At 27.6% G+C, this 24,422-nt stretch carries 25 protein-coding genes; 13 read left to right on the top strand and 12 right to left on the bottom strand.

The window, feature by feature from the left end:
- Nucleotides 1-2: 2 nt before the first annotated feature.
- Nucleotides 3-566: a DedA family protein gene (locus tag L8X50_RS01485; protein WP_133319703.1), complete on the top strand. Its 564-nt coding sequence runs from the start codon at nt 3-5 to the stop codon at nt 564-566.
- Nucleotides 563-1,822, top strand: a complete 1,260-nt coding sequence (locus tag L8X50_RS01480) for a ComEC/Rec2 family competence protein (protein ID WP_263660210.1) — start codon at nt 563-565, stop codon at nt 1,820-1,822. The genes L8X50_RS01485 and L8X50_RS01480 overlap by 4 nt, the downstream gene beginning before the upstream one ends.
- Here the strand turns inward: L8X50_RS01480 and L8X50_RS01475 are convergent.
- The 3 genes from L8X50_RS01475 to L8X50_RS01465 are packed head-to-tail and all read right to left on the bottom strand — an operon-like array spanning nt 1,769 to nt 4,673.
- On the bottom strand, nt 1,769-2,581 hold the full coding sequence (locus L8X50_RS01475; protein ID WP_133319705.1) for a YihY/virulence factor BrkB family protein: 813 nt from the start codon (nt 2,579-2,581) through the stop codon (nt 1,769-1,771). The genes L8X50_RS01480 and L8X50_RS01475 overlap by 54 nt on opposite strands.
- Complete coding sequence (locus L8X50_RS01470) at nt 2,581-3,963, bottom strand: FAD-linked oxidase C-terminal domain-containing protein (protein WP_220566326.1); 1,383 nt, start codon at nt 3,961-3,963, stop codon at nt 2,581-2,583. The genes L8X50_RS01475 and L8X50_RS01470 overlap by 1 nt, the downstream gene beginning before the upstream one ends.
- Entirely contained in the window at nt 3,963-4,673 is a 711-nt protein-coding gene (locus L8X50_RS01465; RefSeq protein ID WP_412175093.1) for a plasminogen-binding N-terminal domain-containing protein, read from the bottom strand. The genes L8X50_RS01470 and L8X50_RS01465 overlap by 1 nt, the downstream gene beginning before the upstream one ends.
- 127 nt (nt 4,674-4,800) lie before the next feature.
- Here L8X50_RS01465 and L8X50_RS01460 point away from each other — a divergent pair, with 127 nt between their 5' ends.
- Genes L8X50_RS01460 through tpx form a run of 3 tightly spaced genes read left to right on the top strand, consistent with a single transcriptional unit; the run spans nt 4,801 to nt 7,833 of the window.
- Nucleotides 4,801-5,958 carry a M23 family metallopeptidase gene (locus L8X50_RS01460; protein WP_133319708.1) on the top strand — a complete coding sequence of 386 codons (1,158 nt, stop codon included), beginning with the start codon at nt 4,801-4,803 and terminating at the stop codon, nt 5,956-5,958.
- 1 nt (nt 5,959) lies between these two features.
- A complete protein-coding gene (gene mgtE / locus L8X50_RS01455; protein WP_133319709.1) occupies nt 5,960-7,303 on the top strand; it encodes a magnesium transporter in 1,344 nt (447 codons plus the stop codon).
- 11 nt (nt 7,304-7,314) lie between these two features.
- Nucleotides 7,315-7,833 (top strand): thiol peroxidase, encoded by a 519-nt coding sequence (tpx, locus tag L8X50_RS01450; protein WP_263659313.1) that lies wholly within the window; start codon nt 7,315-7,317, stop codon nt 7,831-7,833.
- On the opposite strand, the gene L8X50_RS01445 is transcribed toward tpx, so the two are convergent.
- From L8X50_RS01445 to waaF, 4 genes are all read right to left on the bottom strand, one after another.
- Nucleotides 7,830-9,215 (bottom strand): replicative DNA helicase, encoded by a 1,386-nt coding sequence (locus L8X50_RS01445; RefSeq protein WP_257938844.1) that lies wholly within the window; start codon nt 9,213-9,215, stop codon nt 7,830-7,832. The genes tpx and L8X50_RS01445 overlap by 4 nt on opposite strands.
- Before the next feature lie 12 nt (nt 9,216-9,227).
- Nucleotides 9,228-10,130, bottom strand: a complete 903-nt coding sequence (gene cysK, locus L8X50_RS01440; protein ID WP_263659312.1) for a cysteine synthase A — start codon at nt 10,128-10,130, stop codon at nt 9,228-9,230.
- A 96-nt stretch (nt 10,131-10,226) separates the two neighbouring features.
- The gene (locus tag L8X50_RS01435) at nt 10,227-10,529 is read right to left on the bottom strand and encodes an HU family DNA-binding protein (RefSeq protein WP_039619003.1); all 303 of its coding nucleotides are present in this window, start codon (nt 10,527-10,529) and stop codon (nt 10,227-10,229) included.
- A gap of 92 nt (nt 10,530-10,621) precedes the next feature.
- On the bottom strand, nt 10,622-11,536 hold the full coding sequence (gene waaF, locus L8X50_RS01430; protein ID WP_263660209.1) for a lipopolysaccharide heptosyltransferase II: 915 nt from the start codon (nt 11,534-11,536) through the stop codon (nt 10,622-10,624).
- A gap of 53 nt (nt 11,537-11,589) precedes the next feature.
- Between waaF and L8X50_RS01425 the strand changes: the two genes are divergently transcribed.
- Nucleotides 11,590-12,396 carry a glycosyltransferase family 2 protein gene (locus tag L8X50_RS01425; RefSeq protein ID WP_263660208.1) on the top strand — a complete coding sequence of 269 codons (807 nt, stop codon included), beginning with the start codon at nt 11,590-11,592 and terminating at the stop codon, nt 12,394-12,396.
- 5 nt (nt 12,397-12,401) lie between these two features.
- Entirely contained in the window at nt 12,402-13,118 is a 717-nt protein-coding gene (locus L8X50_RS01420; protein WP_263660259.1) for a glycosyltransferase family 25 protein, read from the top strand.
- A gap of 71 nt (nt 13,119-13,189) precedes the next feature.
- Here L8X50_RS01420 and L8X50_RS01415 read toward each other — a convergent pair whose 3' ends face one another.
- Entirely contained in the window at nt 13,190-14,230 is a 1,041-nt protein-coding gene (locus L8X50_RS01415; protein ID WP_263660207.1) for a beta-1,4-N-acetylgalactosaminyltransferase, read from the bottom strand.
- 47 nt (nt 14,231-14,277) lie between these two features.
- Here L8X50_RS01415 and L8X50_RS01410 point away from each other — a divergent pair, with 47 nt between their 5' ends.
- The 6 genes from L8X50_RS01410 to L8X50_RS01385 all read left to right on the top strand — a co-directional run bounded on the left by L8X50_RS01410 (nt 14,278) and on the right by L8X50_RS01385 (nt 19,932).
- On the top strand, nt 14,278-14,589 hold the full coding sequence (locus L8X50_RS01410; RefSeq protein ID WP_263660206.1) for a glycosyltransferase family A protein: 312 nt from the start codon (nt 14,278-14,280) through the stop codon (nt 14,587-14,589).
- A gap of 314 nt (nt 14,590-14,903) precedes the next feature.
- Nucleotides 14,904-15,641: a sulfotransferase family protein gene (locus tag L8X50_RS01405; protein WP_263660205.1), complete on the top strand. Its 738-nt coding sequence runs from the start codon at nt 14,904-14,906 to the stop codon at nt 15,639-15,641.
- Nucleotides 15,638-16,591, top strand: a complete 954-nt coding sequence (locus L8X50_RS08260; RefSeq protein WP_318529820.1) for a glycosyltransferase family 2 protein — start codon at nt 15,638-15,640, stop codon at nt 16,589-16,591. Before L8X50_RS01405 ends, L8X50_RS08260 begins: the two co-directional genes overlap by 4 nt.
- Entirely contained in the window at nt 16,588-17,790 is a 1,203-nt protein-coding gene (locus tag L8X50_RS01395; protein WP_263660204.1) for a glycosyltransferase family 2 protein, read from the top strand. The genes L8X50_RS08260 and L8X50_RS01395 overlap by 4 nt, the downstream gene beginning before the upstream one ends.
- A complete protein-coding gene (locus L8X50_RS01390) occupies nt 17,787-18,746 on the top strand; it encodes a glycosyltransferase family 2 protein (RefSeq protein WP_263660203.1) in 960 nt (319 codons plus the stop codon). Before L8X50_RS01395 ends, L8X50_RS01390 begins: the two co-directional genes overlap by 4 nt.
- Complete coding sequence (locus tag L8X50_RS01385; protein ID WP_263660202.1) at nt 18,727-19,932, top strand: glycosyltransferase family 8 protein; 1,206 nt, start codon at nt 18,727-18,729, stop codon at nt 19,930-19,932. Before L8X50_RS01390 ends, L8X50_RS01385 begins: the two co-directional genes overlap by 20 nt.
- Here the strand turns inward: L8X50_RS01385 and L8X50_RS01380 are convergent.
- Genes L8X50_RS01380 through waaC form a run of 4 tightly spaced genes read right to left on the bottom strand, consistent with a single transcriptional unit; the run spans nt 19,921 to nt 24,417 of the window.
- A complete protein-coding gene (locus tag L8X50_RS01380; protein WP_263660201.1) occupies nt 19,921-20,976 on the bottom strand; it encodes a glycosyltransferase family 4 protein in 1,056 nt (351 codons plus the stop codon). The two genes, L8X50_RS01385 and L8X50_RS01380, sit on opposite strands and share 12 nt — an antisense overlap.
- Nucleotides 20,973-22,520 carry a glycosyltransferase family 2 protein gene (locus tag L8X50_RS01375; RefSeq protein ID WP_263660200.1) on the bottom strand — a complete coding sequence of 516 codons (1,548 nt, stop codon included), beginning with the start codon at nt 22,518-22,520 and terminating at the stop codon, nt 20,973-20,975. Before L8X50_RS01375 ends, L8X50_RS01380 begins: the two co-directional genes overlap by 4 nt.
- An 8-nt stretch (nt 22,521-22,528) precedes the next feature.
- Nucleotides 22,529-23,401, bottom strand: coding sequence for a lipid A biosynthesis lauroyl acyltransferase (locus L8X50_RS01370; protein ID WP_263660199.1), 873 nt, complete (start codon nt 23,399-23,401; stop codon nt 22,529-22,531).
- The gene (gene waaC, locus L8X50_RS01365) at nt 23,398-24,417 is read right to left on the bottom strand and encodes a lipopolysaccharide heptosyltransferase I (protein WP_263660198.1); all 1,020 of its coding nucleotides are present in this window, start codon (nt 24,415-24,417) and stop codon (nt 23,398-23,400) included. Before waaC ends, L8X50_RS01370 begins: the two co-directional genes overlap by 4 nt.
- Nucleotides 24,418-24,422 lie beyond the last annotated feature (5 nt).

The following is a 24,422-nucleotide window of genomic DNA, read 5'->3' as shown; positions in this document are numbered from 1 at the left end:
TCATGCAAGAAATGATTGATAATCTTAGCACTTATGGTTATTTGATTTTATTTTTTTATTCTTTTGGTGGAGGAATGGTGGCCATACTTGCTGCCGGGGTACTTTGTGCAAGTTCAACTAAACTTGATTTGCATTTGTGTATATTTTTAGCCTTTTTGGCTAATACTATAGGTTCAACCCTATTATTTATTCTAGGAAAATATTATAAAAAAGACATAATGCCTTATTTTAAAAATCATAGAAGAAAAATCGCGCTTGCTATGATAAAAATCAAAAAATATGGAGATTTACTTTTAGTAGTGCAAAAATTTATTTACGGGGTAAAAACTATCATTCCTATAGCAGCAGGCCTTTGCAAATTTAGCTTTGTAAGATTTTTTATCATCAATACCCTAGCTAGTTTAATTTGGGCTATAATACTTGGTTATGCTGGATTTATTTTTGGAAACACCTTAAAGGAGGCTTTTGAAATTTTTTCAAATCATCCTTATATAGCACCTGCCTTTATAATCACTTTAATTTTTATTATATGGTTATACTTATCACGCTTTTCTAAGAAAAAATGAATTTAAAATTCTCTATAAAAGATTCTTATAGAGAATTTTTAATTTTATTATTATGTTTTTTAGCACTTTTTAGCCTAAATCTCATTTATGAATATAAAAAATACCAAAATTTTAAACTCACAAAACATTTATTGCTTAAAAATAATATCATTATATCTAGCTATCAAAAAACTAATAAAAAAGGTAAAAAATACCAAGTTTTTAAAATTAAAAATTCTGATTTTGTTTTTTACACTACTAGTTTTAAAGATCTAAATTTAAGTAAAAATGATATTATAAATCTTAGGATTATTACTAAAAATATTAACTTTAAAGATTATCTTAGTAAAAATTTTTTTGTACCAAGTTATGATTTTCATAAAACTAATACTCAAAAAGAAAATATCTTAGTGGAGTATTTTTTAAATCAACATCAAAATGAAAAAATCAAAGAATTTTACGGGGCTTTATTTTTTGCAAAAAATGTATCAAGTGAGCTTAGAAATGATGTAAATTTTTACAATATCGCGCATTTAATTGCTATTAGTGGATATCATTTGGGCTTGCTATTTAGCTTTTGCTTTTTGATTTTTGCTCCTTTATATGCCTTTTTTCACAAACGATATTTTCCTTATAGAAGTTTAAAACTTGATATTAGTATTTTTGCTTTCTTGCTTTTAATTTTGTATATATTCTTAATAGACTTTAGCCCTTCTTATATAAGAGCTTTATGTATGAGTATTTTTGCTTTTTATCTATTTAGCAAAAATATTAAAATTTTGAGTTTTAAATTTTTATTCTTAAGTGTAATTTTATGTATAAGCTTATTTCCACATTTATTATTTAGCGTTGGCTTTTTGTTTTCAAGTTTAGGAGTATTTTATATTTATTTATATTTACATCATTTTAAAGATAATTTTTCAAAAAATTATATTCATATTGTTTTTATAAATTTTTGGACTTTTTTAGCAATGATGATTCCTGTATTATATTTTTTTCCACTTATTAGTTTTCAACAATTTTTAGGTATACCTCTAAGCATATTATTTGCTTTATTTTACCCTATAAGTTTATTACTGCATTTATTATCTTATGGAGATGTATTAGATGAAATATTATTAGCATTATTTGATTTTAAATTAAATAGTATATTGTTACACATACCATTAGAAATTTATCTTATTTATATATTTTTATCCTTCATGGCTATTTTTCATCGTTATTTAGCTCTTTTTGTAATTTCTCTTGGTTTTATTCCCTTTATTTTCTTGATTTAAAATCAAATAAACCCTTAAACCCAAAAGATAAATAATCCAAGAAATATAAATCCACAAAAAGAAAAACAATATCACAGAAAAAGAACCATATACATTTAAATAAGTTTTATTATATACAGCATAATACACAAAAATCATCTTAGAAATATACCAAATCACAGAAGCACCAAAAGAACTAATAAGCAAAGTTTTTAAATCACCTTTTTTACTCACTGAACTTGAATAAGATGTAAAAAACAAAGCCCATATAATCACATAAGGTAAAATCTCAAAAAAATTTAAAGCAATATTAAAATCATCTAAGGTTTTTTGTATAAAACCTGAAATGTAAAAACTCACTCCAAGTCCAAGTGGAGTTAATGTTGCCAAAGTCCAATAAGAACTTATACTATGCCAAAGACTTTTAGAGTCTTCTTCTAAAAGCTTATTAATAACATAATCATAACCTGAAAAAAATGCCAAAGAAGTCAAAGCCATAGCTAAAAGACCAATTAAACCAAGATTGACACTATTTTTTAAAAAAGTGTTAATATATTGTGTTATTAATTCTTGTTGAGTTGGGATTAAAAAAGTAAAAATTAAATTTTTAATTCTTTCTTGATACATTTCAAAACTTGGAATTTGAGTAAAAACCCAAAAACATAAAAATAAAAGCGGTATTAAAGATAAAATAGTATAAAAACTCAAAGCTGCAGCATAATTTAAAATTTCTTTATCTCTTATGCTTAAAAGAATTTTTATGAAGTTTTTAAAATTCATCAAAGTCCCATTTTAAAAGGATTAAGTATATTATTTGGATCAAATGCTTTTTTGATATTTCTCATCAAGTCCATTTCAGCTTCGCTAAAAGCAAGCTTCATAAAAGGAGCTTTTGAAATGCCTATACCATGCTCCCCACTTAAAGTCCCACCTAAAGAAACTGTAAGCTTAAACACCTCTTCTACAGCTTCGTAACCTTTTTTAACCAACTCATGATTATTTTTATCACTTACCATTACATTAGTATGTACATTACCATCGCCAGTATGACCAAAACAAGGGATTTTAAAACCATATTTTTTAGAAATTTTAGCTATGCCTTTTAAAAGATCAGGCAGTTTTGAACGCGGCACTGTAATATCTTCATTAAGCTTTAAATTTCCATACATTGCTATACTTTGAGAGCAGTTTCTTCTAGCAAACCAAATATTGGCTGCTTCTTGCTCATCTTTTGCTATTTTAAACTCTCTTACGCCAGATTCATAAAAACTCTCTTGCAAAATTTTTAAATCTGCTTCAATAGCCTCTTCTACATTGCCATCTACATCAGCGATTAAAATCGCACCCGCATCCATAGGTAAGCCTTTTTGGAATTTTTGTTCTAATGCTTGTATGCTTAATTGATCTAAAAATTCCATAGATACAGGAGTCACACCTTTAGCTAAAGTTTTATAAACTGCATTCATTGCTTCATCAATGCTGTTAAAAATCCCCATAGCTGTCTTTTTAAACTTTGGCAAAGCTACTAGTTTTAAAGTAATCTCACTAAGCACAGCCAAAGATCCCTCACTTGCTATTAAAATTCCAGCTAGATTATAACCCGCTACATCTTTTATAGTTTTTTTACCTGCTCTAATGATTTCTCCATTAGGTAAAACAGCTCTTAAAGCCATTACATAATCTTTAGTTATACCATACTTAGCAGCTCTCATACCCCCTGCATTTTCGCTTACATTCCCCCCTAAAGAAGAATACTCCATACTAGCAGGATCAGGTGGATAAAATAAACCATATTCTTTTGCTTTTTCTTGTAAAGCCATATTTATCACACCAGGCTGCACTACTGCAACTAAATTTTCAAGATCAATTTCTAAAATTTTATTCATATGTTTTTCAAAGCTTAACACTACTCCACCATTAATAGCTAAGCTTCCACCGGTAAATCCACTACCTGAGCCCCTAGGAATAACGATGATTTTATTTTCATTACAATATTTTAAAATTTGACTAATATCATTTTCATCTCTTGGAAAAAGCACTCCATCAGGTAAATAATGCTTTTTAGTAGCATCATAACTATACGCTCTTTTGTGGATAGGATCAAAATGAGCATTTTCAACCCCTAAAAGATCTTGAAAAAATTTTTGATGGATTTCTTGCATTATTTGTCTCTAGTTAAGCTAATTAATTTTTCATAATATACATAATAATTTCCAATTGCTTCATCATTTAAGCTAAAAATATCGCTTTTATAACCTGTAATTCTTGAATAAAATGGAATTTGCAAACTTTGAGCTTGAGGTATGTTAAATTCTTCTATCTTGCCAAAATCTTGACAATCAACTATCTCAGCTTTATTTTCTAAAGCTACCACTAAAAGCCCAACAGCATTTTTTGAACAAAAAGATCTAAAATCTGATCTTCTTGGAGTTTGGCGGTATTCTTGTATCATATGAGCACCAAATAAATCAGGGTGTAAAAAATAAAGTCCATTTAATTTTTGAGCTATAAAATCATACACATTTTTATCAGGAGCTATAATCAAGGCTCTATCATATAAATAATTTAAAACTATTTTATCGCCTACTTGTGGCAATACATTTGGTAAAGGCATAGCATCTTGAGCTAGCATATCAAAAACTTTAAATTGTAATTTAACTAAGCCATTTTCACGCCCTATCACACTAGCTCTTGCAATAATTGATTTTTGTGTATCAATTTCATGCACAACTATACCACTTGAGTGCAATAAAATTCTAGGATCATCTTTTATATAACCATAAATATCATCTACTTTTTCAAGTTTTGTTTGTATTAAATCAAAATTTTTAGCTTGCAAAAATGCTAAAAAACAACAAAGCATTAAAATAATTCTTGACAACTGATACTCCTTAAAAAAGTGTAAAAATTAAATTATATTGTATTTTCCTTACAAAATTGTAAGAAAAATTAAGTAAAATACAAATTTATGTTTAAATTTTAGAAGGCTTTAAAATACCATGAAAAAAATTTTCATATCTTTACTTATATCGATAAAACTTTTTGCTATTTCAAGTGTTGAAGAACTTTCTTGGGAGAATGGCAAAACTTTACTTGATTTTTTACAAGATCACTCCATACCTTTAAATTTATACTATAATCTTGATGCTGAAGATAAAGAACTAAGTGCAGAAATTGCAAGTGGTATTAAATACCAAATGTTAAAAGATGATCAAGGAGAATTAGAACAGGTTTTAATCCCAATCAGTGATGATTTACAAATTCATATTTACAAAAACACTGAAAATAAATTCGTATTAAGTTTTACTCCAATTTCTTATACCAAAGAAAAAAGAACTATTCGCGTAGCTATTAACAATTCAGCTTATCAAGATGTTTATGATGAAAGTGGTAGCGTAACCTTAGCAAGAGCTATGGTAAGAGCTTTTAAAAATAGTGTTAATTTTAAAAATGTTAGAAAAGGCGATAGTGTAGTATTAATTTATGAGCAAAAAAGAAGACTAGGAAGACTTTTTGGCGATATTAATATCCAAGCAGCTTTAGCTAATATTAGAGGTAAAGAATATTCTGTATTTTTATATAAAGATTCTTATTATAATGCTCAAGGAAAAGAGCTTGAAAATTTCTTTTTAACTAAACCTGTCAAATATACAAGGATTTCAGATCGTTTTACTAGAGCAAGATACCATCCTATATTAAAACGCTATAGAGCACACCTAGGTATTGACTATGCAGCTCCAACGGGTACTCCAGTTAAAAGTGCAGGAGATGGAACGATTAGCTTTGTTGGGACAAAAGGTGGTTATGGTAAGGTTGTACAAGTAAAACACATGTCAGGCTATATGACTTTATATGCTCATCTTAGTCGCTTTGCAAAAATCAAACGCGGACAAAAAGTTAAGCAAGGACAAGTGATTGCTTATGTAGGCTCTACTGGTATGAGCACTGGACCACATTTGCATTTTGGACTTTATCTAAATAATAAAGCAATTAATCCTGAAACTATAGTTAAAATTCCAAAATCAAGCTTAAGTGGAAAAAACAAAGAAGAATTTTTAAAAATGGCAAAAGAGTATGAAAACCGCTTGCAAAGCATTGATGAAAATTATAAAAATCCACCAAAAGAACAAAATATAGAAAATTCTATGGAGCTTTGAGATGATGAATGATTTTTTAGAAGCACAAGAACTTTTAAAAAATACTTTCAAAGATCAAAGTACCTATGAAATCAATGAAGCCTTAAAAACTATTAAAAGGCATGATGAAGAGCTTTATTTAAAAACTCTTAAATCTTTTGATACTTACACACTTGCAAATGTAGCTACTATAACGCCTGAACATATCTTAGAAGATATTTTAGAAAACTTAAGCATTATAAAGATTGCAAAAGCAGTAGAAGAGCTTGAAAGTGATGATGCAACAGACTTAATTAAGCGTTTTGAAGAGCTAAATCCACAAAAAACTTTAGCTATTTTAAACCGCTTAAGTTCAGAAGATAAAGAAGAAATTTTACGCCTTAAAAATTATGATGAAAATACCGCTGGTGCTTATATGCAAACAGAAATTTTCACAGCCTCTATTAATGAAAGTATAGAAAAGGCCATTAAAAGATATAGAATTTTAAAGCATTCAGGACAAGTAGATCAAATTTTTCAAGTTTATATCATAGATAAACAAGGAAAACTTTGCAATGCTATCAACCTAAGCGATCTCTTGCTTTGGGATTTTAAACTAAGTTTTGCAGATATTATTAAAAACAACAATGAAAAATATAAATGTTATAGCATTAAAGATCATGAAGATATACAAAAGGCTATTGATATAGTAGAAGATTATGATTTAAGTGTTTTGGCTGTTATAAATGATGATGGAGTGCTTTTGGGTAGAATTACTTATGATGATATTCATGATTTAATCCAAGAAAATGCAACAGAGCAAATTTATAATTTAGCCGGAGTTGATGCAGATGTTGAAGAAGAAAGTGCTTTTAAAGCAGCTAAAGCAAGAGCTTTTTGGCTCATGATTAATCTTACAACTTCATTAATTTCAGCTAATATCATCAGTCTTTTTTCAGGTGAAATAGAACAACTTGTAGCTCTAGCAGTACTTATGCCTATTGTAGCTTCCATGGGAGGTAACACAGGCTCACAAGCCTTAGCGGTAACAGTTAGAAAACTCTCACTCAATGAAGTAGAATTCAAAGATGCTAAAAAAGTTATATTAAGAGAGAGTGGAATTTCTTTATTAAATGGGCTTATATTTGCAAGCGTTATGAGTATTATAGCTTTTATATGGTTTAAAACAGCCCTTTTAGGACTTGTTATAGCTTTGTCAATGCTAATCAATCTAGCCTTAGCCGGTTTTGTAGGCTCTTTTGTGCCATTAACTTTGAAAAAATTTAAAATTGATCCTGCGGTAGGTTCAAGTGTTGTGATTACTGCAATTACTGATGGTTTGGGTTTTTTCAGCTTTTTACTTTTAGCTAAGATGATTTTATTATAAAAAGGAAAATTGTGTCAAGCATTATATATAAAAAACAAAACATAAAACTCATAGGAAATCAACTACAAATTGGCGATAATGCTCCAAAAGTGACTTTAAAAACTAAAAATCTTGCCTCAGTAGAAATAGCACCACCTGGAAAAACTCAAATTTTACTAACTTTTCCTAGCTTAGACACTCAAGTATGCTCCAAACAAGCTAAAGAAACTAACAAAAGATTGGCATCTATAAAAAACATTGAAGTGATTGTTGTTAGCATGGACTTACCTTTTGCTATGGATCGTTTTTGTGCAACTGAAGGAATTGATAATATCATAGTTGCAAGTGATTTTGCCTTTAAAGATTTTGGCACTAATTATGGAGTATTAATACATGATAGTATATTTGCAGGATTATTAGCAAGATCAGCTTTTGTAGTTAAAGATGAAAAAATAATATACAAACAGCTCGTAAAAGAGCTGATGGGAAAAATTGATTTTAAAGATTTAGAGCTTTTTATACAAAACGATTATCGCTATTCTTTAAATTAACCTTCAAAATTGGTAACTATAAAATCTTCTTTTGGAGCTTCAATAAAGCACGATTTTTCTTTTAAGAAAAGCAAATCTACATGCCCTACAGGACCATTTCTATTTTTACCTATAATAAGCTCAGCTTTTTCTTGCACAGGATTTGGCATAAATTTTCTCTCATAAGTTTTGCCTTCATTTTTGGCTTTATTTTCTCTTTCTTTTTCTTCTTGTTCTCTATAAACCTCATCTCTATATACAAATAAAATCGTATCTGCATCTTGTTCTATAGCGCCACTTTCTCTTAAATCACTAAGCATAGGTCGTTTATTTGCTCTACTTTCTAATGAACGATTTAATTGCGAAAGTGCCACTACTGGCATATTTAATTCTCTTGCTAAAAGCTTTAAACCTCTTGAAATTTCACTCACCTGCAAATGCCTATCATTAAAAGCTGAATTACTCATCATAAGGCCGATGTAATCAACTACGCAAAGCTCAATACTCTCATCTTGAGCCTTGATTTTGCGTAAAATTGAACGAATGTCTGCTATGCTAGCATAACCACTATCATAAATATAAAGATTTTTTTGTGCATATTCATTACAAGCATCACCTACCCTACTCCACTCATCATCGTTTAAATCTGCGATTAGAATTTTTTGCAAAGGAATGGAAGTTTTTGCACTGATTAATCTTTGCATGATTTGCGTAGCAGGCATTTCTAGTGAAAACATCACAACACCTTTATTTTGTCTTAGTGTTTTTTCTATAAAATTTAAACAAATTGTAGTTTTTCCCATGCCAGGGCGTGCTGCGATGATTACAAGATCGCCAGGTTTAAAACCTTTTGTCATTTTATTAAGCTCACTAAAACCTGTATCAAGTCCCAAAATATCTTTATTTTCAGCTTCTTTTTGCTTTTTAAACTCATCCATAAGCTCAGACATCACCATAGTCATATCCTTAATACTATTACTATTTACACGGTTTGTAAGATTAAAAATTTCTTTGCCTATTTCATCTGAGATTTGAGAAATGCTTTTATCTTCATTTACCCTTGTAGGTATAGTATAAGCAAAATTTAAAAGTTGGCGTCTAATGGATTTTTCTCTTAATTCATAAGCGTATTTACTCACATCTGCTATGGAAGTAGTAGCTAAAACTTCAGCTAAAATTTGCTCATCTACTTTTTTATGTTTTCTTATAAAACTTGCACTTATAGGCTCGCCTGCATTCACACAAGCTAAAATAGCTTTATAAATATCTTGATGAGCTTTGAGCGAAAAATCATTAATTTCAATATCCGAAGAAACACTAAAAAAAGAATCTTCACTATATATACAAGAACTTAAAATCGCCCTTTCAAGATCTAAATCAAAATGCTCATTATTTTGACTCATACACACCCCTAATTATAAATTTGCAAATAAATCAGTTGACAAATATCGCTCGGCTGTATCATTTAACATAGTCAAGACTTTTTTATCAGGGTTTTCTAAAGCAATTTTTCTAGCCATATATACATTTGCACCACTTGAAATTCCTGCCATTATGCCATTTTTACCAAGCTCTAAGGCTGTATTTATAGCATCTTCATTGCTTACACAAACTATCTCATCTATGATTTTTTGATTTAAAATTTTAGGGATAAAATTTGCACCTATACCTTGAATTTTATGGCTTGCAGCGGTATTTTGACTCAAAAGTGGCGAAGATGCGGGTTCTAAGGCTATGATTTTGACATTAGGATTGTGTTCTTTTAAAATTTCTCCTACCCCGCTAATAGTTCCACCTGTACCAAAACCTGCTAAAAAAATACCAAGATCGGGTAAAGCTTTTAAAATTTCTAAAGCAGTATTTTTTCTATGTGCATTTTTGTTGTTGATATTTTCAAATTGACTTATCATAAACGAATTTGGAATTTCACTCAAAAGCTCATTAGCTCTATCAAGCGCCCCTTGCATACCTTTGCTTGCTTGAGTAAGCTCTAGCTTTGCACCAAAAAAACTCATCATTTTTCTACGCTCAATACTCATAGACTCAGGCATAGCTATGATAAGTTTAAGCTTTAAGCTTGCACAAATCATTGCTAAAGCTATGCCGGTATTTCCACTTGTAGCTTCTATAATGGTTGTTTCTTGATTGATTTTACCTTCATTTAAAGCTTGTTTTATCATCTCCACAGCCGCTCTATCTTTTATAGAATGACTTGGATTAAAATACTCGCATTTAGCATAAAGATTTGGAGCAAATTCTTTTAAAGAAATAATCGGGGTATTACCTATACAATCTAAGATATTATTATAAACTGACATTGTCTTCCTTTAATATTTTTAAAAACAATATCAAAAGAAAATTAATACTTAACTATGAAGAAAAACGCAAAAGTTTTTTAACTTTTGCGCAAAGAATTATTTTTTAGCTTTTTTAGCAGTTTTAGCAGCAGCAACTGCATCTTTAAGGTTTTTACCTACTTTAAATTTAGCAACTTTAGTAGCAGGTACTTTAATAGTAGCACCAGTGCTTGGCACTCTAGCTTCTCTAGCAGCTCTTTCAGCTACAGAAAATGTACCAAAACCGATAAAGCTAATGCTATCACCTTTAGCTAATACATCAGTAATAGTAGCGATTACTGCATCAGTAGCTGCAGTTGCATCTTTTTTAGTTAGCCCAGCAGTTTGAGCAACTTGAGAAATAAAATCTGCTTTAGTCATAAAAAGCTCCTTGATTAAAAATGATTGTTAAGTTTAACACATTTATCAAGCTTTTGCAAGAGGTTTAAACCCAAATCACAAAGAAAAATATGCTAAAAAAATGTTTTTGCTAAATTTATTACCACTTCAGGCTTTAAATCTTTCATACATTTATGGTGTTTTAAAGAGCAGACCTTTTGCATACAAGGCATGCAAGCTAAATTTAAATGTGCTATTTTAGCATTTTCTTGCCAAGGCGAGGTTTGACTAAATTTAGTCGAGCCAAAAACAGCCACTGTTTTTACCCCATAAGCTGCGCCTATGTGCATAGGACCACTGTCGTTTGTGATGAGCAAATCAAGCATAGAAATATTTTTACATAAAGTATAAATACTAGTTTTGCCACAAAGATTTTTTGATTTGATACCTTCTTTTAGAAAAAAATACTCAATTTCATCACAAATTTCTCTCTCACTTTCTACTCCAAAGATTAAAATTTGATGAGTTGAGCTAAATTCTTTTGCCACCCTTGCAAAATAGCTCGCTTCCCATCTTTTGGCACTTCCAAAATGCGCACCCGGGTTTATACCTAAGATTTTTTGAGTTGATTTTGCTTTTATAGGGAGTTTTAAAGCATTTGAAGTGGCTTTAAAATTTAAGGCTTTTTCTATGAAATTTAAGTATTTTAAGACTTGGTGTTCTTCTTTTAGAATATTTTTATCAAAATAAAATCTTTTTTTTGCTTTGATTAGATTTAAAATGATCTTGCTTGAAAATGCCGAGCGAAACGAAAAAGCTAGATCAAATTTACCAAAGTTTTTTCTAGCTTTTAAAATTTGCTTATATCTTTGCTTTTTATTTTCTACTAAAATTTGAGCATTTTCAAAGCGTTTAAAAAGCTCTGTGCTTACAAAAGAACCATAAAAAGTAAATTTAGCTTGAGGGTATTTTTCTTTTATAGCATAAATTGCCGCACTAGCCATCACTGCATCGCCAAGCCAAGTGGGAAGATTGATAAAAATATTCATAATTTTCCTTAAAAATAAAAGCTATAATTATATCAAAAAAATAAAGAGCTAAAATGAGTCAAATTTCCATCATACTACCAACCTATAATGTGGAAAAGTATATTGCTAGAGCATTAGAAAGTTGTATTAAACAAACTTTTAAAGATATAGAAATCATTGTGGTAGATGACCTTGGCAATGATAAAAGTATAGATATAGCTAAAGAATATGCTAGTAAAGATGATAGGATAAAAATCATACATAATGAAGAGAATTTAGGAACTTTTGCTAGTAGAAATATAGGTGTATTAAATTCAAGCTCACCCTATATAATGTTTTTAGATCCTGATGATTATTTAGAGCTTAATGCTTGTGAAGTTGGGCTTGAAAAAATCAAAAATGTAGATATGGTAGTGTTTGATGCATATGTACATAGGGTGAAATTTAAGAAATTTTATAGATTTAAACAAGATGAACTTTTTAAAAAAGATGAATTTTTGGAATTTTTACTTAAACAAAAGCATTTTTGTTGGAGTGTTTGGGCGAAAGTATATAGAAAAAATTTGATTTTAAAAAGTTTTGAGCATGTTGATTTTAAAGAAAAACTTTGTTATGGAGAAGATGTGCTTTTTAACTATATAAATTTTATGCTAAGTGAGAGCTTTTTTGTATCGAAAGAATGTACATACCGCTATGAATTTAATGAAAATGGTAGATATGAAAACAAAAATAAAGAAATTTTATGGCAAAATTACCAACATAAAAAGCAAAGTTTAAAATGCATTAAAAAATTAGCTAATATTTTTCAATATAAGCATTTTAATGGAAAAATATTAGAAGTTTTAGAAAAAGAAATTTTAGGGTTAGAGAGTAGAGTTTGAAAAAAATAAAAGTTTTTATCATCAATCTAGAACGCTCAAAAGATAGAAAAAATTTTATGCAAGAACAAATTCAAAAACTCTTCGCGTGTAATCCAAATTTAAAAAATCAACTAGAATTTGAATTTTTTAAAGCCATCGATGGTTCTAAAAATGAGCATTTGCAGTTTAAAAGTCACTTCCCATGGTGGTGTCAATTTGCACTTGGGCGTGAACTTAGCGATAGTGAAAAATCATGCTTTGCATCTCATTATAGTTTATGGGAAAAATGCCAAGAACTTAATAACCCCATCATCATTTTAGAAGATGATGTCATCTTTAGCGATGAGTTTTTAAACAACTCAAATATCATTGAAAAATTACTAAATAATAACTATGAATACATAAGATTTTATTACCTTTTTGATAAAAAAATACACCATTTAAATAATAATTTTTATATAAGTTACGAAAATATTGGTGGCACGCAAGGATATTTTATACACCCAAATGCTGCAAAAAAGTTTATTGAAAAAGCGAGATATTGGTTTAAGCCTGTAGATGATTATATGGATATGTATTATTATAATAAAATACAAAACATTATATATAAACCATTTTTGCTTGACTTAAATCATGTAGAAACTACTATAACACAAAGAAAAAAGAAACTTAGCATACCATCTAAAATTATAAGAGAAATTATAAGATTTTATTTTTCAACTTTAAAAATTATTTATAAATAAAAAATTCTTTGCTTTTAAATGTGCAACTTGCAAGTGATAATTATTAGATTTCTACCAAATAATAAAAACAATCATTCTAAAGCAAAATTATTATATGTATTTATAATTCTATCTTTATTTAACAATTTCTCATCAATCCTTGAATTTATAAGGTAAGAAAATTGATCTTTAAAATCACTTAACAATATCCAATCATTTCGAATTTTTAATTTCCTATGCTGCTTTACAAATGGAAAATGCCAATTGGTTAATTCTGTATGATATATAATATGTTTTTTAAGTCTTAATATTTCATAAGATGATAAAGATTGATATTTGCATTTTTCTTTTTGTGGAATTTCCTTCCATTCGAAACTATCTCCTAAAATAAGCACTTCTTCCCACTGCAATTGTATATTTTTAACAAGCCAATGATCGGCAACATCTATATAATAATTAGGTACTATATAAACTTTATTTTCACAAATAGCAAAATTCATTCTTGCTATACTAACCACATCGTTATCTTTTTTGGGTATATAAAAACTTTTATATAATTTTTTAGCATCATAAATATGATCTACATCTATTTTTACAAGCCATTCTCCTTGAGGAATAAAACTTGCAACATAATTATAATAACTATAAAGTTTATTTTCTTCACTTTGAGGATTTTCAATTTGTACTTCATAAGGGTATTTTACTGGTATAAAAGAAGGGTATTGTTTACAAAATTCCAAAATAATTTCTTCACTTCCATCAGTACAATCATTATATCCTATAACGCCTCTTTGTATTGCAGGCAATATACTTTCTAATGAAGCTCTTAAAGTAATAGCTTCATTTTTGACTCTTATAAAAGCCCAAGGATTTAAAGAAGATTTTGTATCTTTTGAGTTTGGATCAAAGTCAAAATAACCATTATGCCCCCCCCCATTAATGGTTTTATTAATTTTATAAAAATACTTATTATTGTATGTTTTTATTTTATTTAAAATATTTTTGGGTAACTTAAAATCAGTTTTTTGTAAAGATATGGTTTTATTGTTTAAATTATATCTTATCTTTTTTCTTATAGATTTTATTGGTATAAATATAAGCAATAAATTTATAAATATTTTTCTAAATTTCATATTTTTTAATGTTTCCTTATACATAATAAAATAAAAAGAAAGTATATATGAATAATCCTTTAATTACAATTATCATCCCAATATATAATGTAGCACCTTATTTAAGAGAATGTTTAGATAGCGTAATAAATCAAACTTATAAAGATCTAGATATTATTTTAGTAGATGATGGAAGCTTGGATATGTCTTTGGAATATTTGAATAAAGATGAAAGAATATTTTTAATCTCCAAAGAAAATTGGGGATTAAGTTCTGCAAGAAATATGGGATTAGAATTTATAAAAGGAACTAAATTAAGAGATTTTTTTGAAAACGAAGAAAATATATCAGTTATGAAAAATCAAATAATTTTAAAATAGTATAAAAGAGCTCGTAAAAGAATAAAAAAACTTTACCAAACTTAGTAAAAATATAGTCCAAACAAAGTTAAAAAACATTAATGATTTTATCATTCAAGATTTACCTGATGATATTATTCATTTTTTTAGATTCTGTGATTATTTAAAGCTTAATACATACGAGCTTAGGTTTGAGAAAATTAAAAATATTGATATGAAAACAAAAATAAAGAAATTTTATGGCAAAATTACAAACATAATTAATAAAATACATAAATAAATTTTATTTGTTTTTTAAGTTAATATAAAAATCTTTAAAAAATAAAAGGAGATTTTTGGATAATAATCTAATAAAAGACTTTCAAAGAAAACAAAAATGCATTTTTATACATATGCCAAAAACAGCAGGAACAAGCATAGAAAAAGCTATTTTTCAAACAGATAAATGGCTTAGTGGACACATTAAAGCTCAAGATTACATACAAAGTGATCCCAAAGAATTTAAAAATATTTTTTCATTTGGATTTGTAAGAAATCCACATGATAGACTTGTTTCTGCTTTTTTCTATCTTAAAAAAGGAGGTGGTAACATAGAAGATTTGCAATGGTCACAAGAACATATGCGAAAATACAGCTCATTTGAGCAGTTTGTTTTAGATCTAGAAAATATAAAAATTAGAAATAAAATTTTTAATTGGATTCATTTTATCCCTCAATATTGTTTTCTTTGCGATAATCAAAAAAATATATTGGTCGATTTTATAGGAAAAGTAGAAAATATTCACAATGATTTTCAATTTGTTTTATCAAAATTAAATATAAAAAGAACATTAACAATATCCAATCCAAGTAGCCATCGACATTATTTATCATATTACAACAAGACAACTTATAAAATTGTCTACAAGCTTTATCAGTACGATTATAAATTATTTAATTATAACTCTGAAGAAGAAAAAATAAAAGAAGATTTTTCTTTTTTCTTTAAAGTTCAATTATTCCTAAAAAAAATATGCCATAATTTAAAATTTTACTTTCGTCATCCTAAAAAAATTTTTCAGGATAGAACATGAGTCAAATTTCCATCATACTACCAACATATAATGTAGAAAAGTATATAGCTAGAGCATTAGAAAGTTGTATAAACCAAACTTTTAAAGATATAGAAATCATTGTAGTAGATGATTGTGGAAGCGATAAAAGTGTAGATATAGCTAAAGAATATGCTAGTAAAGATGATAGGATAAAAATCATACACAATGAAGAGAATTTAGGAACTTTTGCTAGTAGAAATATAGGTGTATTAAATGCAAAATCAGATTTTATAATGTTTTTAGATCCTGATGATTATTTAGAGCTTAACGCTTGTGAAGAATGTGTTAAAATTTTAAACAAAAATGGTAAAATAGATTTAATATGGTTTGATTTTTTATATCGTTCTAATAACACTGTAGTAAAAAATAAAATCTTACAAGATAATATTTTTTCTATTAATGAATACTGTCGATATGTAATATCACACGACGGTTTATGCTATTGGACTCTTTGCTCAAAAATAATAAAAAAAGAAATCTACACAAAAGCAATGACTCTTTTAGAATATATTAAAACAAAATTAACCATGGCAGAAGATGCTTTAATGTATTTTTTTATCATACAACATTGTAAAAACATCCAAACAAGCTCTCTTAATATATATTATTATTATCAAAACAGCACAGGTTCCATGCTAACAAATAATAAAGAAAGAATTCAAAACTATATAAAACAAGAAACACAAATCATAAAAATAATGAACAATTATCTAAAAAACAATAAGCTCGACACTCTTTTATGTATTTTCCTTACTATTCTAATACAGAATATCAAATTTGGACAAAACGAAAGAAAAATACAACTATATAAAAAAAATTATCTAACCTACTTAGTATACTTCAAATTACCCTTAAAAATAAATAGAAAAAGAATTATACTCTTAAAAAAATATCTAAAATTTATCTTTAATAAAAAGTTTTATCAATGAAAACAACACTTTCCATCATCATACCAATATACAATGTGGTACCTTATTTAAAAGAATGTCTAGATAGCGTTGTCAATCAAAGCTATAAACATTTAGATATTGTTTTAGTAGATGATGGAAGTGATGATGGAAGCTTAGATATAGCTTTAGAATATCTCAATAAAGATGAAAGAATATTTTTAATCTCTAAGGAAAATGGAGGATTGAGTTCGGCAAGAAATATGGGATTAGAATTTATAAAAGGAACTAAACTTAGAAGCTTTTTTGAAGATGATAAAGAACAAGATATAATCTCTTTTACCTCAACTCATACCTTTGACAAAAATACAAAAATAATCAGCAAAGAAACTATAAAATCAAATTTTATACAAATTCAAAAAAGATACATAAAAACAAATATAGAAAATATAAATGATTTATTAGTGCAAGAGCTACCAAATTCTATAATTCACTTTTTAGATTCAGATGATTATTTTTTAAATGATTGTATAGAGCTTTGCGTGAAAGAAATGATTGAAAAAGATTTGGATATTTGTGCGCACGGGTTTGAAGAATATCATGAAAAAAATTCTTGTTTTTTAAAAAAACCACCAACAGACCTAATGCAAAAAAGTAAAAAAATATTTTTTAATACCGGTATAGAACTATTGCAAGAAAATAACTTTTTTCAGTTTTATTTTGCTTGGCAAGGAACTTTTAAAGCTAAAATTTTAAATCAATATAATCTTCGTTTCACACATGGAATTTATCATGAAGATCATGATTTTGGAACTATATTGTTTTGCTTGGCGAAAAAAGTTTTTTATATCAATACAACCTTAATAATATATAGAATTAGAAAAGGCTCCATAACAAATATCCAAAATACTTTAATACCGCAAAAATTACCTAAATATCTAGAGCCACTAAAAGAGCATTTTAGCGATTATAAAGAGCTTAGAGAATATTTTAGAATTTATTGTCTTGTTAAAATAGCGAAACAATTATATATTTTTAATATTGATATTAAAAATGATTTTTTAAAAAAAAGCATCAAAGATTATTGTATGTATTATTTTAATATGCAAATAGCTAAAGATCCTCTAAAAATCAAAAAAGAAATTATTTTTTTTAAAAAAAATATTGAAATTTATAAAAAATACCTGAAATTCAAAATGATTATTCGTCATCCTAAAAAAATTTTTCAGGATAGAACATGAGTCAAATTTCCATCATACTACCAACATATAATGTAGAAAAGTATATAGCTAGAGCATTAGAAAGTTGTATAAACCAAACTTTTAAAGATATAGAAATCATTGTAGTAGATGATTGTGGAAGCGATAAAAGTGTAGATATAGCTAAAGAATATGCTAGTAAAGATGATAGAATAAAAATCATACATAATGAAGAGAATTTGAAACTTTTAAGAGCAAGATATGAAGGTGTTAAAGTAGCAGCTTCACCTTATATTATGTTTTTAGATCCTGATGATTATTTAGAGCTTAATGCTTGTGAAGAATGTGTTAAAATTTTAGATAAACAAAAAGTTGATTTAATATGTTTCAATTATTACGAATGCGATGATTATAAAAAAGAATGGAATTTTTTTGAAAGTGCATTTTATAATAATGAAAATTTTTGCTATTTTTTATTTTCAAGGTATCCTAAATTTAGTTGGAATATTTTCAATAAAATATTGAAAAAAGAGTTATATCTTAAAGCTTTTAATACAATTAGTCTTCAACCAAATGAAAAAAATACTATGGCTGAAGATTTTTTATTGGTTTTACATAGCCTAAAATTTATAAATGCAATTGGTATCACAAAACAATATTTATATAATTATAATATTTCAAATGAAAATTCATCAACTAGGGAAAAAAAAGATCTTAATAAAATTAAATCTTATATCCATGACTTATCTTTTGTTTCAGAAAAAATTTCAAGTCTTACTCAAAATCAAACAAATAAACTTCATTCACTGATTTTTAAAATCGCTATATACGATCTAAACATCCATAAAATAGATTTAACATATAAATACACAAATAAAAATTTTTTTGAAAAAATTTTCCTTAAAATACAAAGAAAAAAAATTAAAATTAAAAAAAATATCCAAATAAAAAATACTAAAAATATCCTGAAGGAAGTAAATGTATCACATTGTTTTTAGTGCAGATGAAAATTATATTAAATATACAGCTGTTTTGATTGCAAGTATTATTAAAAATACAGATAAAAATAAATTTTATCAAGAAAACGAAATATATTATTTTCATATTTTAAGTAATTCTATTAGCAATCATACTAAAAATAAACTTCAGAAATTAGAACAAGAGCTTAATTTAACTTTCCCATGCAAAATACAAATTCATATTCAAAACGATGATAATTTTAAACATTATCCTATCAGCGGAGCTGCTCATAGCTCAAAACTTCCTTATTATAGATTAAAATTAAATTCTATATTAGATGATGAGATAAACACTTGCTTATATTTAGATTCTGATATGCTATGTTTGTGTGATATAAGAGAAATTTTTACTATTAATTTAGAAGGAAAAATAGCCGGTGTTGTAGGCGATCCTGGCTCCAAACGTACAAAAATAAAATTTAAAGAAAATAACCAAAAACACACTTTGCGTTTTGATGAAAATTATTTTAACTCAGGTTTTTTACTTATCAATCTAAAAGAATGGAAAAAACACAATATAGAACAAAAATGTGAGGATTTAGCTAGCAAATGCTACTACATAAAAGCCGCAGATCAAGATTTACTTAACGCCACCATAAAACCACAATATCAACTAAAACTTGATTTTTCATATAATTTCAACATCATTACTCTTTTTTATGCTATATGTAAAGATGAACAAGCAAATAGACTTAACTACACAAGAGATGAATTTACCAAAAGCGCAAAAACACCTAAAATTTTACATTATGGAGAAAAACCTTGGAAATTTTTAAAATCATACATAGATTTGCAAGGTAAAAATATAAATGATTATTGGTGGCAAATAGCAGAAAAAACACCTATTTTTAATGAAGAATTGCTCGAACAAAAAGCAAACGTTAAAGATCATTTGCTTTATAGTGCTTTGGGATTTGAGCTTTTAAAAGCTATAAAAAGTTTTAATTTTGCAAAAATATCATCTTTAATACATAACACTAAGCAAGATGAGTATTTTTTAGAAAAATTACAAAATATCAACGATGATATTTTTGGACTTTGCTGCATGCTTGGAGAAAGCATTTTATATGCAAGAAAAAATCAAAAAAACACCTTTAGTGTTTTTTTAAAAGCTATCAAAATGCTCAAAAATTTTAAAAAATACGCAAACAAATCAAGAGTTTAATAACTCTTGCCATTTTTGCATAACTTTTTCTTTAGAGAAGTTATGAGAAATATTTTCTTTTGCACTTTGCCCCATTTGTTTTCTTAAATTTTCATCATCCATAAGCAAACAAAGCTTATTTGCAAATTCTTGCAAATTACCATCCTCGATTAAATATCCGCTTTTACTATTTTCTATAATATCACTAGGACCTGTATTAATATCAAAAGAAATCAAAGGGACTCCATAGGAACTAACTTCAACCAAAACCATAGGAAAACCTTCATACAAGCTACTCATTGCATAAATACTTGAATGTAAATATTCTTTTTCTATATCTTTTGTAAAAGGCCTCAATATAACTGAGTTTTCAAGTTTATATTTTTTTATTTTATCTTCTATAGTATTCTTTAACTCACCTTCTCCGACTATAGTTAAAGTCCATTCTTTGTATTTTACATTTTTTTGCACAAGCTTCCAAATTTCAATAAGTCTTAAAAACCCTTTCTGATCCTCTAAAGCCATTCTTCCAACACTTAAAATATTTTTAATATGTAATTTCCCTTCCAATGAAGTTTTAGAGTATAAAAAATTTGGTATAACCCAAACATTCTTATGATATTTTCTCCACTGATTAATTTGTTTGACTGATAATACCACTAAAGCATCAAAATAATTATTTTTTCTTCTATATTTTTTTAGACTCATATGAATAAAATTAATATATTTTGTATTTTTATTTTTAAAGAAAGGAAAATGAGGACAATTATTAAAAATCATCACATCAACATCTTTATATCTTCGTTTTAACAAAAAACTCTCATAATACTTATAATATAACTTATAAAATAATTTTTCTTTTTTTACGTCAGCTCTTGATTTACTATGCAAGTAATCTATTTTAATATTGTTATTTAATTCATAAGCTACATCAACTCCTTGTTTATAAAAACTAAAAATTTTTACATCATACCCAAGCTCAAAAAGTGCATTTGCTAAATTTACAACAACCCTTTCGGCACCACCTCCTATAGTGATATCCCCGATAAGTAATAAAATTTTCATTTCCAAGTCACTTTTTTATTTTTTATAGTTTCAAGATAAATTTGATGATTGATTTCAAGCATATTTTTGCTATTTTCTTCATGGTAGATATGATAAGCCAGAGCATTAAATTTAAGCCTTTTAAACACTCCCTCATTAAATAAAAATCTAGCTACAAACTCGCTATCTTCCCTACCCCAGCCTATAAATTTTTCATTAAATCCCTCAATGGCTTCAAAATCACTTTTATAAAAGCTCATATTGCAGCCTCTTATACCTTTAATAAGTTGTGATTTTTTAAAAAATTTCTTAGCTAGTTTTGAAAATTTATATATACATTTAGCTAAAAAAATATTTCTTTGATTTTTAAAACCCTTTTTATTAAAAGCCAAACTAAAATCATTTTTGCTTAAAAGTTCTTTGCTTTCTTTTTCATTTAAAATCACCCTAGAACCTTGCAAAAATACTTTTTTTTGTGCAAATTTCAAATGATCAGCTACAAAACTTTTTTCTAAAACCATATCTCCATCTATAACGATTATATATTCGCTTTTAGAAGCTTTAATAGCTTTGTTTCTAATCTCACTTAGTCTAAATCCCTCATCTTCTTGCCAAATATGCTCTAATTTACAAGGAAAATCTTTTTGATAAGCTTGTATAAGTTTAGTCGTATCTTCCCTGCTTCCATCATCAGCTATTAAAACCTCATCTGGTAAAGGCTCTAAGTTTTTAACGCTATCAAGCACCAAAGCGAGCCTTTCTTTTTGATTATAGGTTGTGATGATTAAAGCACAAGTTTTTGGCTTTTGTTTTTTTAACTCATATAATTTCATATATTTAAAAAAAGCTCCAAGACCATTGCAAGTACTTATGATAAAGCCTTTATAGCCATAAAAAATTCCCTTTTTTAAAACATAATTTCTAAAAAAAGTCCAAATTCCTCTTAGCAAAGCCTTACAAACACTACTTTCTTTATGTAAATTTTGCAAAGCCCAAAGCTTAGAGTATTTTTGAAGCTTATCTAGCAAACCATCGATATCATCAAATGCAAAATGCCTCAAACCATTTTGCAACTTAATCTTTTTACTATCTTCATGTAAAATCAAACTCTCATGCACTAAATTTTCATTAAAACTAGTATGGATTTTATTAAACACACGCATTACATAATCAGGCCACCATCCACAAGCTTTAATCCACTCTCCATTGTATAAATTTTCTCTTGGTAAAGCTATGATATCTTCTTTATTAGGCTCAATTTGCCCTAATTCTTGTAAAAATTCTTTCTTAGCAAGCTCATCTGCGTCAATATTAAAAATCCAATCATTGCTAGCATAACTTATGGCTAAATTTTTTAAAGGTCCAAAACCTATAAATTTATGCTGATAAATCTTGATATTTTTATAACTTTTACTAAATTCATAAGCAATTTTTAAAGTATCATCATTGCTATCATTTTCTATCAAAACTATCTCGCCAAATTCTTGCAAAGATTCCAAGCAAGCTTTTAAAGTTTTTTGAGCATTTTTAACAATCATTATCACACTAATTTGCTTTAAATCCATTTTATACCCTATAAATATAATTCATGATTGTATCTTTTAAATCTCTTATGAAAGAAAAAATACTCATCAGGTTTAAATTTAATCATCTCTTCACAACACTTTGCTTGATACTTAGTAAGCTCTTCTATACTTGCCTTGCTTGCATCTAAAGCCTTAAAAGTTTTTACAAAAAATTTCTCATCTTTTTGATACACAAAACAAGGTAAAATCATAGCATTTGTTTTTTTAGCAAGTACACTTGCACCTGCTATGAAATTTACTTCTTGGTTAAAATATTGTATTTTTACACTTTCACTATCCACTGCATCTTGATCGGTTAAAATTCCAAGCGATCTACCTTCTTTTAAGGCTTTTAGCATTTTTCTAAGCCCGCCCTTTTTTTCTATAAGCTCTATATTAAATTGCGTGCGATTTTTACTTAAAATTTTATCCATTACCATACTATCAAGCGCTCTTCCAACTATGGAAATTCCTTGAAATTTAGCCCCAAAAGACAAAGCCAAAAGCTCCCAGTTACCATAATGAGCCGTAGTTACAATCAAGGATCTTTTACTTTGCATTATATTTAAAATTTGCCCCTCATCATCAAAGCAAATTTTATTGACGATTTCTTCTTTGCTTGCATCTTGATTTTTGATAAAATCAATCCCAAATTTAGCAAAATTTTTATAGATATTAAGGCTAGTTTCATCACGCCATTTTTGATCTTTTTCAGGAAAGCAAATTTTTAAGTTTATGTCAATGATTTTGCGGTGTTTGTGATTAAGCCTATAAGTGATCAAAGCAACCAAATTTGCAAAAGAGTTTAAAAGCTTTGAAGGTAAAATCTTCACAAGGGCTTTTAATATATAAAAAAGGCTTAGATATACATAATTTATCATTTTTCTAAAAGCTCACAAGCAAGTTTAAAAATATCTTTTTCATCGATATTTTGTATGCAAAAATCACTCTTATCGATATGCTTTGAATGCAGTATTTTTTTACCTGCATTGATTGTTTTGTTGATATTTGTTTCATAAGCATTTCTTTGACTAGGAGTAGCACCAAAAATCGTTATAGAAGGCTTGTTTAATGCAAAGGCTAAATGAGTAGGCCCGCTATCATTTCCGATGATTAGATCGCTTGCCTTAGTTAAAGCACAAAGCTCACTTAAGCTTAATTTTGGCGCAAGTTCTATTTTCAAATGTTTTAAATTTAAAACTATATCTTTAGCAAAATTAAACTCATTAACATTGCCCCAACCAAGCATGATTTTTGCACTAGTAAAATACTCTAAAAGCATTCTACAAAGTAGTATCAAACGCTCTTTTGGGTAAATTTTATTAGGCATAGATGAGCCTACATGTATGAGTATATTTGGCGCACTTTCACTTAAAGAAAGCCTTTGTTCTAAGCTTTCTTTTAACTCATCATCTACGCTAAAACAACTTTGTTTTAACTCTATATCGCTATAATCAAAATGCTCATTTAATACATAAGCCACCAAAGAAAGATTACGCACAATAATATTTTCTTCATAATTACACGCAAATTTATGCGTATAAAAATTACTCGCAAAGCCCTCTTTGATACTTTCTTGATCAAAACCAAAAGTATTAGCACATAAAAATTTACTCACTAAAGCGGATTTAATCAAACCTTGCAAATCAATCACAACATCATATTTATTTTGTCTAGCTTCAAAAAGCATAGCAAAAACTTCTTTGAATTTTCTATCTTTTAAAGGCAGGGCATAAACTTCATTGATCATTGGATGATCTTGCAATAATGCTGCAAATCTTGCATCTACAAACCAATCAATACTCGCCTTAGGATAATGCTTTTTAATAAATTGTAAAACAATTACCGCATGGATGATATCTCCAAGTGCGGATAACTTAACCAAACCTATTTTCATGTGCT

This window comes from Campylobacter sp. CNRCH_2013_0898h (assembly GCF_025772965.1).
Taxonomy (GTDB): Bacteria; Campylobacterota; Campylobacteria; order Campylobacterales; family Campylobacteraceae; genus Campylobacter_D; species Campylobacter_D lari_D.
Note: the sequence above shows the minus strand (reverse complement) of the source record. Positions and strands in the feature narration are given on the sequence as shown.

Coding starts and splice junctions, on each gene's coding strand:
- waaC (WP_263660198.1), bottom strand. CDS start 24,417: ATGAAAATAGGTTTGGTTAAGTTATCCGCACTTGGAGATATCATCCAT.
- waaF (WP_263660209.1), bottom strand. CDS start 11,536: ATGAATATTTTTATCAATCTTCCCACTTGGCTTGGCGATGCAGTGATG.
- L8X50_RS01375 (WP_263660200.1), bottom strand. CDS start 22,520: ATGGATTTAAAGCAAATTAGTGTGATAATGATTGTTAAAAATGCTCAA.
- L8X50_RS01380 (WP_263660201.1), bottom strand. CDS start 20,976: ATGAAAATTTTATTACTTATCGGGGATATCACTATAGGAGGTGGTGCC.
- L8X50_RS01460 (WP_133319708.1), top strand. CDS start 4,801: ATGAAAAAAATTTTCATATCTTTACTTATATCGATAAAACTTTTTGCT.
- L8X50_RS01475 (WP_133319705.1), bottom strand. CDS start 2,581: ATGAATTTTAAAAACTTCATAAAAATTCTTTTAAGCATAAGAGATAAA.
- L8X50_RS01385 (WP_263660202.1), top strand. CDS start 18,727: ATGTATCACATTGTTTTTAGTGCAGATGAAAATTATATTAAATATACA.
- L8X50_RS01445 (WP_257938844.1), bottom strand. CDS start 9,215: ATGAGTCAAAATAATGAGCATTTTGATTTAGATCTTGAAAGGGCGATT.
- L8X50_RS01435 (WP_039619003.1), bottom strand. CDS start 10,529: ATGACTAAAGCAGATTTTATTTCTCAAGTTGCTCAAACTGCTGGGCTA.
- L8X50_RS08260 (WP_318529820.1), top strand. CDS start 15,638: ATGAGTCAAATTTCCATCATACTACCAACATATAATGTAGAAAAGTAT.
- L8X50_RS01410 (WP_263660206.1), top strand. CDS start 14,278: ATGAATAATCCTTTAATTACAATTATCATCCCAATATATAATGTAGCA.
- L8X50_RS01470 (WP_220566326.1), bottom strand. CDS start 3,963: ATGCAAGAAATCCATCAAAAATTTTTTCAAGATCTTTTAGGGGTTGAA.
- L8X50_RS01485 (WP_133319703.1), top strand. CDS start 3: ATGCAAGAAATGATTGATAATCTTAGCACTTATGGTTATTTGATTTTA.
- L8X50_RS01425 (WP_263660208.1), top strand. CDS start 11,590: ATGAGTCAAATTTCCATCATACTACCAACCTATAATGTGGAAAAGTAT.
- mgtE (WP_133319709.1), top strand. CDS start 5,960: ATGATGAATGATTTTTTAGAAGCACAAGAACTTTTAAAAAATACTTTC.
- L8X50_RS01390 (WP_263660203.1), top strand. CDS start 17,787: ATGAGTCAAATTTCCATCATACTACCAACATATAATGTAGAAAAGTAT.
- L8X50_RS01370 (WP_263660199.1), bottom strand. CDS start 23,401: ATGATAAATTATGTATATCTAAGCCTTTTTTATATATTAAAAGCCCTT.
- L8X50_RS01480 (WP_263660210.1), top strand. CDS start 563: ATGAATTTAAAATTCTCTATAAAAGATTCTTATAGAGAATTTTTAATT.
- L8X50_RS01395 (WP_263660204.1), top strand. CDS start 16,588: ATGAAAACAACACTTTCCATCATCATACCAATATACAATGTGGTACCT.
- L8X50_RS01415 (WP_263660207.1), bottom strand. CDS start 14,230: ATGAAATTTAGAAAAATATTTATAAATTTATTGCTTATATTTATACCA.
- cysK (WP_263659312.1), bottom strand. CDS start 10,130: ATGTCAGTTTATAATAATATCTTAGATTGTATAGGTAATACCCCGATT.